Below are 15,287 nucleotides of genomic sequence, written 5' to 3'. Positions count from 1 at the left end.
TGAAGGCCGTCGCCGGCAAGCGTGGGTTATAACAAGACCGGGCTACCGGCAAGTACACTAACCAGAGGAAAGAAACATGCTTAAAAAATTGGGGATTTATGCCTTGTTGCTGATAGGGCAGCATTGCGTTCTTCAAACCGACGCGGTGGCGGCGGTACGCGATTTTACCCTGCACATCTATAGCGGCGATTTAACCATCACTGGCGCCGGCGGCACGACGCTGTCGGTGTGGGGCTATGGCCAAACGGCCGGACTGCCGGTCGTGCCGGCGCCGACCTTGACGGTCAACGAAGGCGATACGGTCAACGTGACCGTGTATAACCACCGTTCGGTACAGCATAATTTTGTCGTGCAGAACGTGACGACCGATGCCAATCCGATCGCGCCGGGCGGCAGCAAGGTCTATTCGTTCGCCGCGCCGACCGCCGGCAGCTATCTGTACAGCGACACGCTGAATAACAACATCAACCGGGAAATGGGCATGCACGGCGCCTTCATCGTGCGCCCGGCCGACAACGGTAATACCGCCTGGAGCGGCGGGCCGGCCTATGACCACGAGCGCACCTGGGTGATCAGCGACATGGACAAGCCGCGCTGGAACGATGTCGCATCCACGGGCGGCACCGTCAACACCTCGGTGTACAAGCCGAATTATTTCATGATCAATGGCCTCGGTGGCTTCGACGCGATGATGGACCATGACACGATGATCATGGGCATGATGGACGAGGTGACGCTGGTGCGCATCGTCAATGCCGGGCAGTTCAGCCATTCGCTGCATTTCCACGGCAATCATTTTCAGGTGATCAATATCAACGGCGTGCGCCAGACGACGCCTTTCGAGGAATGGGACACGATCAACGTACCGCCGATGAGCATCGCGGAGGTGTTGTACACGGTCAACCAGGCCGGCGAATACCCGATGCATATTCACACCGCGCAGGCAGAAACCGCGAACGGCGTTTATCTGAACGGTGGCGCGACGATGATCATGATGCATTGATTTATTTAGGGATAAACCGACATGAAAAAAATCACTTCGATAGTGTTGGCCGTCTGCGGCCTTTGCGCGCCAGTTTTGCATGCGGCGACGATCAATAAAACCTACTGCGTCGGCTCGCTGAGCAAGACCCTGAGTGGCCAGTCGGTGAACTTCTGGGGCTTCAGCGATTGCGGCGGTGGCGGCATGATGGGAGGAGGCGGCATGGGCGGCATGGGCAGCGCCACCGCGCCGGGACCGCTGCTTGAAATCGGCGCCGGCGACACGCTGAACCTGACCTTGAACGTGAACATGATGACGCCGCAGGAATCCTCGCCTTATAACGGCCATACGATCCACCTGCACGGCGCGGACGTGCAAACCAGCGAGGACGGCGTGCCTGAAACCAACGACAATACGGTCACCGGCGACACCTATACCTGGTCGCCGTTGCCGGGCCACGAAGGCGCCTATCCGTATCATTGCCATGTGCATACGGTCAAGCATCTGGAGATGGGCATGTATGGCGCGGTCATCGTGCGGCCGCGCGACGCGTCCGGTAATTTTATGAACCGTTTGAATCAGGATCCGGCAACGGCCTATGATTATTCGCAGGTCTATGTGTTGAGCACGGTCGATCCGGCCTACCATAATGCAAGCGGCGATTCGACGGTCTTTGCCGACTACAATCCGCAGTATTTCCTGATCGGGGGCAAGGAAGGCAAAACGACTTCGGCGCCGGCTCTGACTTTGGCGGCGGCGAAAAATAAAAAGGCCGCTTTGCGTCTGGTCGGCATGCATTCGACCAATTCGACTTTCCAGATCAAGGACGGCGCCGGCAACGTCAAGCCGTTCACCGTTTATATCCGCGATGGCCGCGCCTTGCCGGCGCCGAAGACCGTGAATAGTCTGGATATCTCGCCCGGCCAGCGCGCCGACTTGATCGTGACGTTGCCGAGCACGACCGGTACCTGGTATCCGCAGGTCACCTATAAGAAGTTAAGAGATAACGCGCCTTACGCGACCGTGTACGGCAAAATTACTTTTTAACCGCATTTCACTCGGCGGGACGGGACTTACAATCCCGTCCGCAACGGTAGCAGACGGCGTTTCAAACGCCGTCCGATCAAGAGCTTGGGTGCGGTTAAAACGTCACCTCTTTAAAAGACGCATTCGGCGTCAATGTTGTCATCCGGGCGAGTTGGTTCAGTTCGACCTGCTGTTTCTGCCCGTTGTCGAGCACCAAAAATTCCCGCTTTTCGGCCGTCGTCATCACATCGACTGCCTTGCCTTCAAGGCTGTGGCCGTCTTTGAATTCGAGCTTGACCCGGTAGCCGTACATGCAGGCGATTTCGATGTAATCGTGCAATTCGCAGGAGATAGCGTTGCATTGCGTCATGTCAGTCTCCATTTGATGTTACTGAGATAGCCGGCATTTTAGCGCAGCACGCGGCAATGACGGCAGCCGATTTATTGGCGCATTGTCCACAAAAAGCAGCAAAGGCACGAAAAATTTGATGGCGCAATTCGATGCCTATCGGGCTTTTCGTGGATACTAACATCGGTCAATAGGGCTGCGGCCGTCTGACCGCGACCGCTTTGGCGATTCGGGCCTTGATAGTCAGCTCGCCGCCGTCGCGCAGGATGCCCAGGTTGACCATGTCGCCGACTTGCATCAGGGCAATGTGATTGTGCAACTTGGTGGCGGAGTCCACGGCTTGGCCGTTCACCGCAATCACCACATCGCCTCTTTGCAGTCCCGCGTTCTCGGCTGGCGAGCCCGGCACGATGCCGGCTATCACCGCGCCATGCTGCTGTTTGATCCCAAATGCGCTGGCCAGATCCGGCGTCAGGTTCTGTATCTGGATGCCGAGTTGTCCGCGTTGAATCTTGCCGAATTGGAGGATTTGGTTGACGACCTGATTGGCCATGTTGATCGGAATCGCGAAACCGATGCCGACATTGCCGCCGCTGGGGCCGACGATCGCGGTATTGATGCCGATCAGTTCACCTTGCAGATTGACCAGAGCGCCGCCGGAGTTGCCGGGATTGATCGAGGCGTCGGTTTGAATGAAATCTTCGTAGCCCTCAATGCCCAGACTGCTGCGGCCGAGGGCGCTGACGATACCCGAGGTGACGGTTTGTCCCAAGCCGAAAGGACTGCCGATCGCGACCACGAAATCGCCGACCTGCAAACCATCCGAATTGCCTTTCGGCAGTTCGACCAGATTGCCGGCGGGTATCTGGATCAGCGCCACATCGGTGGTCGGGTCACTGCCGACCAGTTTGGCTTCCACATTGCGGCCGTCCTGCAAAGTGACGGTGATCTTGTCGGCTTTGTCGATCACATGGTTGTTGGTGATGATATGGCCCTTTAAGGCGTCGATGATCACGCCCGAACCCAGGCTCTGCCTTTCGCGTTCCATCGGCATATTCGGAATGTCGAAAAAACGCCGGAAGAAGGGGTCGCGCAGCAACGGGTTCTCTTCGTAGCGGATTCGTGTCCGGGTCGAAATGTTCACGACGCCCGGCACGACTTTCTTCAGCATTTCGGGCAAGGGGTTGTTTGCCAGCGGCAAAAACGCGCCCGCCTGCAAAGGCGCTCCTGTGGCCAGCAGCGATAAGAGCAGCATGGCTTGCAAAAATCGGGGCATAGTCTTTTTCATGTTCACTCCGTAATAAAGATCAAGGATTTGCGGAAGTTAGGCTGGAAGGAAAGCTATCACGAAGCGTTTGACCACATGGATTGCGAAAAGTCGCCAAGACCGAGGGAAGGGGATAAATCTTGTCGTTCAACCTTGCGCACAACAAGTGAGCAATGACTGCAATAAAGCCTTGTTTTAGTGCATACGGAGTTGTTTCAGCCAACGGTTTCGAACCGCCGGCAGGCGTTCGAAACCGTCCAATTTGATCCGGAATGAGTTTCGAAATGTATCAAAATCAAGGGTTAAGGAAGGGGAAGGCGATTTTGGGACGCCCATCTGCGGCAGCAAGGGTCAGCAGGGCGTGGCTTTTTGTCTAACAAGCAGGTTTGGCATCAAAAATGCTTTCTATGAATCGTACTCTAGGGATGGAGTCGTTAGTTCTCTCCTCCAATGTTGTTACGGATATAGGCGCTTATCCCTGAGGGATAGGCGCCTTTTTTTAGCAGGGAAACTTTTGCTCGCCCGGGGTCAAATCGTCAATACGATTTTTCCCTGAGTATGACCTTCTTCGATCTTTGCATGTGCGCTCGCGGCGCCGGCCAGCGGCAATTGCTCGCCGACATGAACCTGTAAGCGGCCCTGATCGAACCACGCTGCGCATTGGTTAAGGATGGCGACATGCCTGTCCCTGGCTTCGTGCAAATCCCGCAGCATCGGCGTCAGCATCAGTTCGAAGCCGATCAACAGATTGCGCATCCGGGCTTCGGCCCAGTTCAACGCGCCGGGGTCGAGGATCGTGACCAGGCGGCCGAAATGCGAGGTGGCCGGGATGCTTTGTTCGAATACGGCAGGTCCTACCGTATCGAACACCAGATCGCAGCCCTTGCCGTCGGTCAATTGATTGACCGCCTCGGCAAAGTCATGGGTTCGATAATTGATCACCTCGTCCGCGCCGAGCGCCTCGACGAATTCGGCCTTTTGTTCGGAGCTGACCGTCGTGATCACGCGCGCGCCTTTCAGTTTCGCCAGTTGAATCGCGACATGGCCGACGCCGCCCGCACCCGCATGGATCAGCACGGTCTGGCCTGCCTGCAAGCCGCCGCGATCAAAGAGCGCGCCCCAGGCGGTGATCAACACCAGCGGGGAGGCGGCCGCTTCGGCGAACGACAGGGTATTCGGCATCAAGCCGGCCCAGCGTTGGTCCAGCACCGTATAGTCGGCATAGTTGCCTGGTTCGCGGCCGAGTCCGCCATGACAGAACCAGACCTTGTCGCCGGGTTTGAAGCGGTCGACCGCGGCGCCGACCGCGACGACTTCGCCCGCACCGTCGCAGCCCAGTACCGCCGGCAGCGGATTCGGGAAAAACACGCCCCGGCTGCGGACCTTGGTGTCGATCGGGTTGACGCCGGCCGCATGCAGTTTGACCTTGATGTCGGTCGGCGAGGCCATTTGGGGTTCGTCGATGTCCTGGAGCGACAAGACTTCGGGGCCGCCGACGGCGGTCATCATGATGGCTTTCATGGCAATTCCTGTTGTCAATTAATGGCTGATGTTACGCATTGTCCACGAAAATCACGAAAGGCACGAAAAATTTTAGGGCGCAATCCGTTAAACCGTGGCTTTCGGATAGTTGATTTTGGCTGGATCCTCAGGCGGTGAAGGCCGCTTCCGGGAGCAAGGCCATATCCCGTTCGCATCGCCATTGGCCGCGAAAATCATCAAAGCTGAACCGTTTCACGCAGTCGAGACTGCCGTCGCCGGCGACATAAATATCGGGCAGATTGCAGCCGTTGAAACGGTTCGCCTTGATCAGGCTGTAGGCGCCGACGCGGGGGAACACGACCCTGTCGCCGATCGCAAGCGGCGTAGCGAAGCGGTATTCGCCGAACAGATCGCCGGCCAGACAGGTACTGCCTGCCAGAATCGCGGCATACAGGCCATCCGGCTTATGCTCGGCCAGGTCGGGCCGGCGCTGGTATTCGAACACCTCGGGATGGTGGTTGACGCTGGTGTCCAGAACCGCGACGGTTTTGCCGTCGCTGACGAAAACGTCCAGTACCGTCGCGACCAAATGGCCCGCGTTGCCGACGACCGCCTTGCCGGGCTCGATAACGGCTTGCATGCCGTAGCGGTTTTCGAACCGCCGGACCAGGTCGATGAACGGGCGATGGTCGGTGATGTTGCCGTATAAATAGCCGCCGCCGAGATTGAGCCAGTCGAGTCCGCTTAGCTTGCCGCCGAAACGGTCTTCGAGTTTCCGCATCGTCTCGATCAGCGCGGTATAAGAAGTCGCGGAAAAGCTGTTATGCAGATGCAGGCCTTCGATGCCCGCCCAGGAATCCAGGCTTTCCAGGTCCTCGATCGCCACGCCGAGTTTCGAATGCGGGCGGCATGGGTCGAAGCGTTCGTCGTTCAGGGTGGATAGTTTCGGGTTGATCCGCAGTCCGGCCGATGCCTTGCCGCGCAAAGCCGGCGCAAAGCGTCGGAATTGGCCCAGCGAATTGAAGCTGATGTGGGTGCAGCATGCGCTCAAGGCTTCGATCTGGTCGGGCCGGATGCCGGGCGTCGTCAGATGAATGCGGCCTTGCTCTTGCAGGATTTCCTTGGCGAGCCGGGCTTCAAAGAGCGAGCTGACCGAAAAGCCGTCGACGAAGGGCCTTGCCGTTTGCAGGACCTCCGACAAGGGCAGCGACTTGATCGAGTATAAAATGCTGACGCCGCTCTGCTTCTTCAGTTCCGCCAGGGTTTGTAAATTGGCGAGGAGGGCGTCCTTGTCGATCACGAAAGCGGGGGAGGTCGCAAGTCCGGCCTTGATTGTGTTCAGATCCATCGTGCAGGTCAGCGTCCGCGGCAGGGATAAAAGGCGGTTTCGGTGATCACGGCATCCATCGGGACGTCGTGCGCGTGCATCACGACCCGATCCAGCAACTGCGACTCGAAACAGACGCCATACAACACCGTGTCCTTTCTTATACCGGCCAGCAGGCGGTCATAATAACCCGCGCCATTGCCGAGGCGGCCGCCGCTGCGGTCGAAGGCGACGCCCGGTACGATGACCAGATCGAGTTCGGAAGGCGAGACTTCCTTGCCCGCTTCGCCCCAGCGCGACTTCGGCGGCTCCGGAATATTCCAGGTGCCGGGCGTGAGTTCGGTAAGGCTTTCAAGATGCCACAACCCCAGCTTGCGCCGGCCGTGTTCGTCGTGCGTGCAATAAGGAATCACGATGTGTTTAGGCTTCTCCAGTTCGAGGCGCAAGGCCTGCAAGGTCTGGACTTCGGATTTGCAGCCGACATACCATAGCACCGTGCCGGCGGCCTGATAGGCGGCTTGCGCGATGAGGCGGGAGCAGAGCGCCGCGCTGAGCGCTTCCTTGTCGGGCTGGAGGTCGCGCGCCAGGCGGGCGGCGCGGCGTTGTTCGTCTTTGCGGGAAGGCATGGGGGAGGGGGCGGGTTTCCCTGGTTAAACTTGCGATCATACACAAATCCCGGGCTATTTCAAATCCGCCGAGTGCTTTTGAGTGTTATTCTCGGGCAAATTCTTTTATACTTTGCGGTTATATTTTAGTTAAGGGGGTACCATGGAAAAACCATTTATTCTACACATGCTGACAACCGCCAAAAATCTGAGCCCGTTCGACGTCAATATGGCGATGGACGCGGGCTGGGTTTCGGCCGTGCCTTATATCAATGTCGAACCGAGCGAAGTTCAGGGTCTGGTCCAGGATGCGATTTTTTCCCGCAGCGCGAAAAATTTGAAACGCACCGGCATCTTCATCGGCGGACGCGATACCAAACAGGCGATGGACATGCTCAAAATCGCCAAGCGCTCGATGGTGCCGCCGTTTGAAGTCTCGGTGTTCGCGGATCCGAGCGGCGCCTTCACGACCGCGGCCGGCATGGTCGCGGCGGTTGAGCGTGAATTGATCGGCAAATTCAATACCAAGCTGGAAGGTAAAAACATTCTGGCGCTCGGCGGCACGGGACCCGTCGGTCAGGCCGCGGCGGTGATTGCGGCGCGCGCGGGCGCGCACGTCAGAATCATTGGCCGCCAGCTCGACAGAGCGCAAGGCGTGGCGGACATGTGCAGTAACGAATTCGGCGAAGGCCAAATCACGATCACGGCCGGCGCTGACGCGGACAAGGCCGAGTACATCAAGACCGCCGATGTGGTGTTTGCGACCGGCGCGGCCGGCATCGAGCTTCTGAGCGCGCAATTGATCGCTTCGGCGCCGCAACTGAAAGTGGCGGCCGACGTGAACGCGGTACCGCCGGCCGGTATCGCGGGCGTCGATGCGTTCCATAACGGTACGCCGATCGAAGGTTCTATCAGCGGCGCGGTGGGCATCGGTGCGCTCGCGATCGGCAATGTCAAATATCAGGCGCAAAATTTGCTCTTGAAGAAGATGATCAGCACCGAAAAGCCGGTCTATCTGCATTTCGAGCATGCATTCGAAGTCGCGCGGGAATATATCAAGGCTCATCCGTAAATTGCGGCGAAGCCGAGGCCGGGGATTGGATGGATGCCCGGCTGCAAAAAATTGGTGGGCCGGGCGCCGTCGCGATGTCCGGCCCAACGTTCCCGCCATGCTTCATCCGTCTTCCTCCGCAAGCAAAGATGTTCTTTGTATTTTAGCCTTTCCCTTTTATATTAAGCTCTCCTGCAACAAAACAAGGATCACCGATGGAAAAACGCAGCATACTTCACATGCTTGACCCGATGCCCAACAACAGCCCGTTCGACATCAACATGGCGGTGGATGCCGGCTTTGACGTCTTGATGCCGTACAGCAACGTCAAGCTGGACAGCGTGAACGGGCTGACTCAGGACGCGATCTTTTCGCGGGGGCCGGCCGGCGTCAAACGGACTGCGATGTTCATCGGCGGGCGCGATATCGGCCTCGCGATCGACATGCTCGCCGCGGCTAAGCGGGCGATGGTGCCGCCGTTTGAAGTCTCGGTGCTGGCCGACCCGAGCGGCGCGTTTACGACCGCTGCGGCGCTGGTCGCCTGTGTCGAAAAGGAGTTGGCCGCCAAGCACGGCAAAACCTTCAAGGATTGCAAGGCGGTGGTCTTCGGCGGCACCGGCGCGGTGGGCATCACGACCGGCGTGATTGCCGCCCTGGCCGGTCTCGATGTCGCGATCGTCGATCACTTGTCGCTCGAAACCGCGAACGAAATTGCCGCCGCCTATAACCGCCGCTTCGGCTGCCATATCAAAGGCGCCTTCGCCGGCTCCGAAGCCGAAAAAGCCGCGCTGATTGCCGATGTCGACATTATTTTCTGTACCGCGAAAGCCGGTGTGCAGGTGTTGAATGCGGGCGTGTTGAAGGCCGCGAAAAACCTGAAGGTCGCCGCCGACATCAATGCGGTGCCGCCGCTCGGCATCGAGGGTGTCAAGCGCAGCCATTATGGCGAAGTCTTGGTGCATGCGGAACAATCGCCGGGTGCAGTCGGCATCGGCGCGCTCGCGGTCGGCGATGTCAAATACAAGCTGCAAAATAAATTATTGCGCTTGCTGCTGGAGACCGAGCAGCCGGTATATCTGGATTTCAGGGAAGCGTTTGCGAAGGCGCGGGAACTGGCCTAAGAGACGACGCGTAGACAGGGCGAAGGGTAACAGAGTCGGCAAGAAAATGCCTAAAAACCGGGCGCCGATCGGCGCCCGGCAGAAGCGCTGGGAGGCGTTTTTATTCCGCAGCGATCGTGATTGGCAGAGTGACCACGACATCGGAATGCAGGTTGATGTCGATCGGGAACTCGCCGACATGGCGGATGGCGCCGTGCGGCAGACGTACTTCGGATTTCTCAACCGCAACGCCGGCCGCGGTGATCGCTTCGGCGATGTTGTGGGTGCCGATCGAGCCGAACAATCTGCCTTCGTCGCCCGCTTTATGGGTGATCACGACTTGCAGTTTGCTGATGGCATCGGCGCGTGCTTGCGCGGCAGCCAGTTTTGCGGCGGCGGCTTTTTCGAGTTCCGCGCGGCGCGCTTCAAACTCGGCGATTTTTTGGGTGGTTGCGGCGACCGCCTTGCCGGTCGGTATCAGATAATTTCTGCCATAGCCGGCCTTGATCGTGACTTTGTCACCCAGGGCGCCCAAGTTCGCTATTTTTTCAAGCAAAATAACTTCCATCTTTTGATCCTCTTATTCGGACGTTTAACCGATAAATGGCGCCCTCAGGCGCTTGTTTGATTCGAATTTCTTTTACGAATGTTAAGCCACGCGTCGATCAAGCCGACGACCGCGACCGGTGGTAAGACTTGCGGCACCAGAAACAGCGTCACATAAAACAGCGGCACCGCGTAGCGGCTGATTGGGGTCTGCGAAAACACCACATGCAGCACCGAGGTGCCGATCACGGTGTAGAGCACAAACAACAAAATGGTCATGTTCCATGCGACTTCGGACACCGCTCCCTCGGCAAAAAATGCCACCGCCAGCACGATCAGGCTGCTGATCGCCAGTTTCCGGCTGGTGTTCAGCAGCAAGAACTCCTGTTTGAATCCGCCCGGATAGAACAGCAGCGATTGCCACCAGCGCCCGAGAAACAGTCCGAACAACAGACTGAAAACGGTGCCCGCGGCAAACATGCCGGTCATGTAATGGGAGAATTCGCCAATCCAGCTCTTGATGTCCTTGATCGGCGCGGCCTGCTGCATCATCTGTTCGAGCAGCGCGGTCCACAACGCGGCGGGATCGCCTACGGCGAGATAAAATCCCGCCACGCCCAGTATGCCGATGAAGACGGCAATTTCTACCGCCAGCGACAGCTGCCGTCCTTCCCGCAGGATGATCGAGATCACCCAGACCGGCAGCCACAACAGCATTGCGTAGAGCAAGGCGAACTGAAAGTTGTCGATTGCGAAAAAGCCGAGCAGGGCGGCGGCGATGCCGGCGCCGAACAGGATGTACATGCCTTCGACGGCGCCATGCCGGAGCGTGACGAGTGCGATGGTGGCCGAGCTGAGAATGCTGATCGGCGGGAATTTCAGCGACAACAGCGCCAGCGTCGAGGCCACGATAATGGCCTGCGTCCGCCCGCGCATGATGTAATCCGCCAAAATTTTCACAGTCTTACCTGGTCTGGCTCAATTATTTGTGTGCGTCGCAGTAAGGCAGCAGCGCGATATAGCGTGCGCGCTTGATCGCGGTGCACAACTGTCTTTGATATTTTGCGCTGACGCCGGTGATGCGGCTGGGTACGATCTTGCCGGTTTCGGTGACATAGTCACCCAGCAAGTTCAGGTCTTTGTAATCGATTTCCACGCCGTTGGCGGCGCCGAAGCCTTTTGCTTTACGTCTTGCGTTACGTGCCATGATATTCTCTTATCCTGTTGGGTTGATGTATTAGTCGGCAGCCAGTTCGTCGGCATCGAAGTCGGCATCGATTTCCTCGATGTCGTCATCTGCTTCGGCTTCGGCAGCGGCGGCGCGAGCGGCGGCTTCCTTGGCTTTGGCTTCGGCGTTTCTGCTTTCTTCAGCCGCTTGCGTCGCGATCGAAGAAGGCGTGGTGATCGCCTGTTTTTGCAGCAGGGTCATGCTGCGCAGGATCGCGTCGTTGAAACGGAAGTTGCTTTCCAATTCCGCCAGGGTCGGCTGGTCGCACTCGATGTTCATCAGCACATAATGCGCTTTGTGAATCTTGTTGATAGGGTAGGCCAAGTGTCTGCGGCCCCAGTCTTCCAGGCGGTGGATCGAGCCGGAAGCGCCTTCGATGACGGCTTTATAGCGGTCGATCATCGCAGGTACCTGAGCGCTTTGATCAGGATGGACTAAAAAGACAATTTCGTAATGTCGCATGGTTTTTCCTTACGGTTGAAGCCTTCCGTCACGCCAAGGCGGAACGGTAAAGCAAGGATGAGGCGTATGCCCCGGTAAAACTTACCATTGTATAAGGTTTAGGTCTCAAGTAAAAGCTTTAATTTCAATCCTTTGTAGATGGCATAAAAGCGGTGCGGCAGGAGTTGTGTGCGGAAAAGGGACGGGGTGTAAAAAAGACAATAAAATGAAAGGCTAGTCTTTATGGTCAGGCTCTTGACAAGGTCTGGTGTTTCCTTCATTGTGGTTGCGTCCACTTAATCTACAGGGGGGGTTATGCTTCGAAAATCTACTGTTTTAGTCTTTACGGCTGTGCTGGCGGCTGTCGGGGCGGAAAACGCCTCCGCGGTCAGCGTTCTGGAACGTGCCGGCAACCCTTTCCGCACCGCCGCGAATAATCAGGAGTTCATTCTGAACAAGCAGAATGTCAATGCCAATCAATTCGGCCTGCTGCGAACCCATGATTTCGACGCGAAGGTCGAGACGCAGCCGTTGGTTGTGCAAGGCGGCGCCGGAGCGGACGATCTGGTGATCGTGACCACGATGAAGAACCAGGTGATCGGCATCAGCGCACGCACGAATCAGCGTTTGTACGAAGTCGATTTGGGCGTTGAAGCGGATTCGAACGATATGGATGCCTGGGGGCATACGCCAACCTGGGGTATCGCCGCCACGCCGGTCATCGATGCGGCCACCAATACCCTATATGTGGTGGCCTGGATGCGCAAAAATGCGAACGACAACCGCTATCGCGACTATAAGGTCTTCGCGTTGAATCCGATGAACGGCGCGCAGAAATCGCCGCCGGTGCGCATCTTCGGGCAATCGCAGGAAGGCAATGGTTGCTGGTTCAACGATGCGGATGCGGTTTTTACCGAAAACGGCCAAACTCAGCAATATGTGTATCCTAAATTGCGCGCCGGTTTGGCGTTGACCGGCAATAACGGGTTGGTGTTGGCATTCGCCGCCAATGGGGAAAGCTTTCAGGGCGGACGTAAAAATCCGCACGGTTTCGTGATCGCCTACGATACCCGCGGTTTGCTCGGGCAGGCCGGTTTTTCACGCGAGCCGGGCATCTTTTGCGCGACGGCTTTCAATAACTGGGGCGCCGGCATCTGGCATGCGGGCGGCGCTCCGGTCACCGAGGGCGATATGATTTACGTCGCGACTTCGAACGGCACCTCGAACAACGGCGGCATCGACTTGGCCGAAAGCATGATCAAGCTGCGCTTCGTGCCCGGTGCGGGCGGCAGCCGGCCGCTGCTGCAAAAAGTCGATTGGTACAAGGCCTTTCTCGATGAGCGGACTTCCGGTGACGGCTGCCTCTGGCAGGACAACAAAACCGAGGTTTCCTGCGGCCGCTCCGAAATCAACAAGGCAGGGTCGGATTGGGATTTCGGCGCGACCAGCCCGATGTTGATTCCGGGTTCGAACATGCTGCTGCAGGGCACCAAGGACGGCCTCATTTACGCGTTGAATAAAAACGATCTCGGCCACAACGACCGCTTCAACAAGCTGATGTTCCGGCCGCCGCTGGTCGCCTCCTATGATGGCGGCGATGTGAATGAAAACTGGGCGCGCGCGAATCGGTTGAACGCGAGCATTCCCTGTCCCGATCCCGGCGATGTCGACGACGGCACCCGCAATTGGTTCCTGCCATGCAGCGATCTGCGCCCGGAAAACAACCGCATGCACCATATCCATGCGATGGCGTACGCCAAACGCGATGCGGGGCGCGGTATCGTCTATGTCTGGGGCGAAAACTCGCAGCTCAAGAGTTACAATTTTTTTACCGCGCCGGATACGTTGCCGACGTTTCGTGCGCAAGGATCGGAAATCGCCTCGGGCAATATGAGGTCGCCAGGAGGCATGCCCGGCGGCCTGCTTTCCATCTCCGGGCGGCCGGCGGCCACGGATGCGATCGATTTCAATACCGCGATCGTCTGGGGCGTTTATGCCAAATTCGGCGACAGCAACAAGAGCTTCGGCGACAGTCAGCTGGTAGCCTACGATGCGTCAACGATTCTTCCCGGCGGTAAATTGCGCCGGTTGTTCAGAACGGGCGACGACCATCAAGGCGGGCTCGGTCTGATGGGCAAGATGATTCCGCCTGTCGTCGCAAACGGGCGGGTGTATGTGATGATCTATCGCCTGGCGCCCGGAACGGACCGGGTTATCGGCAGCCAATTAAAGGTCTACGGGCTGAAATCCTGATCTTACGGCAGGAGAGGGGCGGTCTGATTCGATCCGCCCCGATCTTGCCTTCAATAACGCGGCACCGAACTGTCGCAATGCAGAGACCAGGCGTCGATCCCGCCGGTCAGGCTCGCGATGCTGGCAAAGCCCTGGTTCGCCAGATAATTGGCCGCCTGCATGCTGCGCATGCCGTGATGGCAGATCACCACAATGTCCCGCGCCGGGTCGAGTTCGCCTATCCGCTGCGGTATTTGCTGCAACGGAATCAACGTGCTGCCGTCTATTTTCGCATAGTGATATTCCTGCGGTTCCCTGACGTCGAGCAGGAAAAGGTCGGCGCCTTGCGTCAGGCGATCTTTCAGATCGGTTGCGGATAAAGTTGTGACTGCCATGTGTTACCTTGTGTTGATGAATCGTTCGAGTCGTTGCGCCGCGTCCGCCAGTTTTTCGAGCGAGGTCGTATAGGCAAAGCGCAGAGCATGATGGGCTTCGTGCGTGCCGAAATCCTTGCCCGGCGTGACCGCGACGCCTTCGCTTTCGAGCAGGTCCAGCGCGAATTTGAAGCTGTCGTCGGTGAATTTGGCGCAGCGCGCATAGATATAAAATGCGCCTTCCGGTTTGATCGGTACCTCAAAGCCGAGCCGCACCAGCGCATCGTACAGGAAATCGCGCCGCTTTTCGAATTCGAGGCGCCGGCTTTCCAGTTCGGCGAGCGTGGCGTCGTCGAAGGCGGCCAGCGCGGCATGCTGGGCATCGCTCGAGGTCGAGATGAAGATGTTCTGCGACAATTTTTCGGTCGCTTCGATAAAGATTTCGGGCACGATCAGCCAGCCGATGCGCCAGCCGGTCATGCCGAAATATTTCGAGAAGCTGTTGATCGCGAAGACTTCGTCGCTGAATTCGAGGGCGGTCGCCGCGGTTTCGCCATAGACCAGGCCGTGATAAATCTCGTCCGAATAGAAGCAGCCGCCGAGCCGTTCGGTCGTGGCGATCGCTTTTTTGAGCTCGTCGCGCGGAATCATCGTGCCGGTCGGATTGGAGGGCGAGGCGATCAGGACTCCCTTGGTATCGGCCGACCAATGGCGCTCGATCAAGCCGGCGGTCAATTGATAATGGCTGTCCGCGCCGACCGGGATCGTGCGGGTTTTGCCGTCATAAAGCTGAACGTAATTGCTGTTGCAGGGATAGCAGGGGTCGGCCATCAGCACTTCTTCGCCGGGATTCAGGCTTGCGCCCAGGGCCAGCAAAAACGCGCCGGTCGCGCCGGGCGTCACAAAGATGCGGCTTACCGGGATCGTCACGCCGTATCTCAGGCGGTAGAACGCCGCGATTTTTTCTCGGAGTTCGGGCAGGCCCGCCGCCGGCGTGTATTTGACATCGCCGGTCGCGGTGTGCGCGATCGCCGCCTTCAGGATCGTTTGCGGCGTCATAAAATCCGGCTCGCCGATTTCCATGTGAATGATGTCTCGGCCTTCGGCTTCCAGTTCCTTTGCGCGCCTCAGCAGTTCCATCACATAAAAAGGCTGAATGCCCGAAATTCGCTCCGCTACCCTTAGGCTCATGCTGTTGCCGCTCGTTTTTAAAAGGCAGAATGATACCAATAAATCTTGCCAACCCGTAACTATTCTGCTAAAAATGTAGGATTTAT

At 57.8% G+C, this 15,287-nt stretch carries 16 protein-coding genes; 5 read left to right on the top strand and 11 right to left on the bottom strand.

Annotation, left to right across the window (positions count from 1 at the left end; genetic code table 11):
* Positions 1-76 precede the first annotated feature (76 nt).
* Positions 77-1,003 carry a multicopper oxidase domain-containing protein gene (locus ACEPPP_RS06775; protein WP_374090277.1) on the top strand — a complete coding sequence of 309 codons (927 nt, stop codon included), beginning with the start codon at positions 77-79 and terminating at the stop codon, positions 1,001-1,003.
* A gap of 21 nt (positions 1,004-1,024) precedes the next feature.
* Positions 1,025-2,029 (top strand): multicopper oxidase domain-containing protein, encoded by a 1,005-nt coding sequence (locus ACEPPP_RS06770; RefSeq protein WP_374090276.1) that lies wholly within the window; start codon positions 1,025-1,027, stop codon positions 2,027-2,029.
* A 94-nt stretch (positions 2,030-2,123) separates the two neighbouring features.
* Here ACEPPP_RS06770 and ACEPPP_RS06765 read toward each other — a convergent pair whose 3' ends face one another.
* The 5 genes from ACEPPP_RS06765 to ACEPPP_RS06745 form a co-directional block, all read right to left on the bottom strand.
* Positions 2,124-2,378: a Rho-binding antiterminator gene (locus ACEPPP_RS06765; RefSeq protein WP_374090275.1), complete on the bottom strand. Its 255-nt coding sequence runs from the start codon at positions 2,376-2,378 to the stop codon at positions 2,124-2,126.
* 166 nt (positions 2,379-2,544) lie between these two features.
* Positions 2,545-3,645: a Do family serine endopeptidase gene (locus ACEPPP_RS06760; RefSeq protein ID WP_374090274.1), complete on the bottom strand. Its 1,101-nt coding sequence runs from the start codon at positions 3,643-3,645 to the stop codon at positions 2,545-2,547.
* 507 nt (positions 3,646-4,152) lie between these two features.
* Positions 4,153-5,145: a zinc-dependent alcohol dehydrogenase family protein gene (locus ACEPPP_RS06755; protein WP_374090273.1), complete on the bottom strand. Its 993-nt coding sequence runs from the start codon at positions 5,143-5,145 to the stop codon at positions 4,153-4,155.
* A gap of 127 nt (positions 5,146-5,272) precedes the next feature.
* Entirely contained in the window at positions 5,273-6,454 is a 1,182-nt protein-coding gene (locus ACEPPP_RS06750) for a carboxynorspermidine decarboxylase (protein WP_374090272.1), read from the bottom strand.
* A gap of 8 nt (positions 6,455-6,462) precedes the next feature.
* Positions 6,463-7,059 (bottom strand): 5-formyltetrahydrofolate cyclo-ligase, encoded by a 597-nt coding sequence (locus ACEPPP_RS06745; protein ID WP_374090271.1) that lies wholly within the window; start codon positions 7,057-7,059, stop codon positions 6,463-6,465.
* A 142-nt stretch (positions 7,060-7,201) separates the two neighbouring features.
* On the opposite strand from ACEPPP_RS06745, the gene ACEPPP_RS06740 reads away from it, so the two are divergent.
* Both ACEPPP_RS06740 and ACEPPP_RS06735 read left to right on the top strand, forming a co-directional pair.
* A complete protein-coding gene (locus tag ACEPPP_RS06740) occupies positions 7,202-8,110 on the top strand; it encodes an NAD(P)-dependent methylenetetrahydromethanopterin dehydrogenase (RefSeq protein WP_374090270.1) in 909 nt (302 codons plus the stop codon).
* Between the two features lie 194 nt (positions 8,111-8,304).
* The gene (locus ACEPPP_RS06735) at positions 8,305-9,210 is read left to right on the top strand and encodes an NAD(P)-dependent methylenetetrahydromethanopterin dehydrogenase (RefSeq protein ID WP_374090269.1); all 906 of its coding nucleotides are present in this window, start codon (positions 8,305-8,307) and stop codon (positions 9,208-9,210) included.
* 100 nt (positions 9,211-9,310) lie between these two features.
* Here the strand turns inward: ACEPPP_RS06735 and rplI are convergent, their stop codons facing one another.
* Genes rplI through rpsF form a run of 4 tightly spaced genes read right to left on the bottom strand, consistent with a single transcriptional unit; the run spans position 9,311 to position 11,425 of the window.
* Positions 9,311-9,757, bottom strand: a complete 447-nt coding sequence (gene rplI / locus ACEPPP_RS06730) for a 50S ribosomal protein L9 (protein ID WP_374090268.1) — start codon at positions 9,755-9,757, stop codon at positions 9,311-9,313.
* 44 nt (positions 9,758-9,801) lie between these two features.
* Positions 9,802-10,695: a DUF2232 domain-containing protein gene (locus ACEPPP_RS06725; RefSeq protein WP_374090267.1), complete on the bottom strand. Its 894-nt coding sequence runs from the start codon at positions 10,693-10,695 to the stop codon at positions 9,802-9,804.
* 22 nt (positions 10,696-10,717) lie between these two features.
* Positions 10,718-10,942, bottom strand: coding sequence for a 30S ribosomal protein S18 (gene rpsR, locus ACEPPP_RS06720; RefSeq protein WP_374090266.1), 225 nt, complete (start codon positions 10,940-10,942; stop codon positions 10,718-10,720).
* Positions 10,943-10,972: 30 nt separating this feature from the next.
* Entirely contained in the window at positions 10,973-11,425 is a 453-nt protein-coding gene (gene rpsF, locus ACEPPP_RS06715) for a 30S ribosomal protein S6 (protein ID WP_374090265.1), read from the bottom strand.
* Between the two features lie 294 nt (positions 11,426-11,719).
* On the opposite strand from rpsF, the gene ACEPPP_RS06710 reads away from it, so the two are divergent.
* Positions 11,720-13,657: a hypothetical protein gene (locus tag ACEPPP_RS06710; RefSeq protein WP_374090264.1), complete on the top strand. Its 1,938-nt coding sequence runs from the start codon at positions 11,720-11,722 to the stop codon at positions 13,655-13,657.
* Between the two features lie 50 nt (positions 13,658-13,707).
* On the opposite strand, the gene ACEPPP_RS06705 is transcribed toward ACEPPP_RS06710, so the two are convergent.
* Both ACEPPP_RS06705 and ACEPPP_RS06700 read right to left on the bottom strand, forming a co-directional pair.
* On the bottom strand, positions 13,708-14,031 hold the full coding sequence (locus ACEPPP_RS06705; protein ID WP_374090263.1) for a rhodanese-like domain-containing protein: 324 nt from the start codon (positions 14,029-14,031) through the stop codon (positions 13,708-13,710).
* Between the two features lie 3 nt (positions 14,032-14,034).
* Positions 14,035-15,201, bottom strand: coding sequence for a pyridoxal phosphate-dependent aminotransferase (locus ACEPPP_RS06700; RefSeq protein WP_374090262.1), 1,167 nt, complete (start codon positions 15,199-15,201; stop codon positions 14,035-14,037).
* Positions 15,202-15,287: the final 86 nt, after the last annotated feature.

It is taken from the genome of Methylomicrobium lacus (assembly GCF_041897535.1).
Taxonomy (GTDB): Bacteria; Pseudomonadota; Gammaproteobacteria; order Methylococcales; family Methylomonadaceae; genus Methylomicrobium; species Methylomicrobium lacus_A.
The sequence above is the reverse complement of the archived record's forward strand: the minus strand, read 5'-3'. Positions and strand labels throughout refer to the sequence as shown.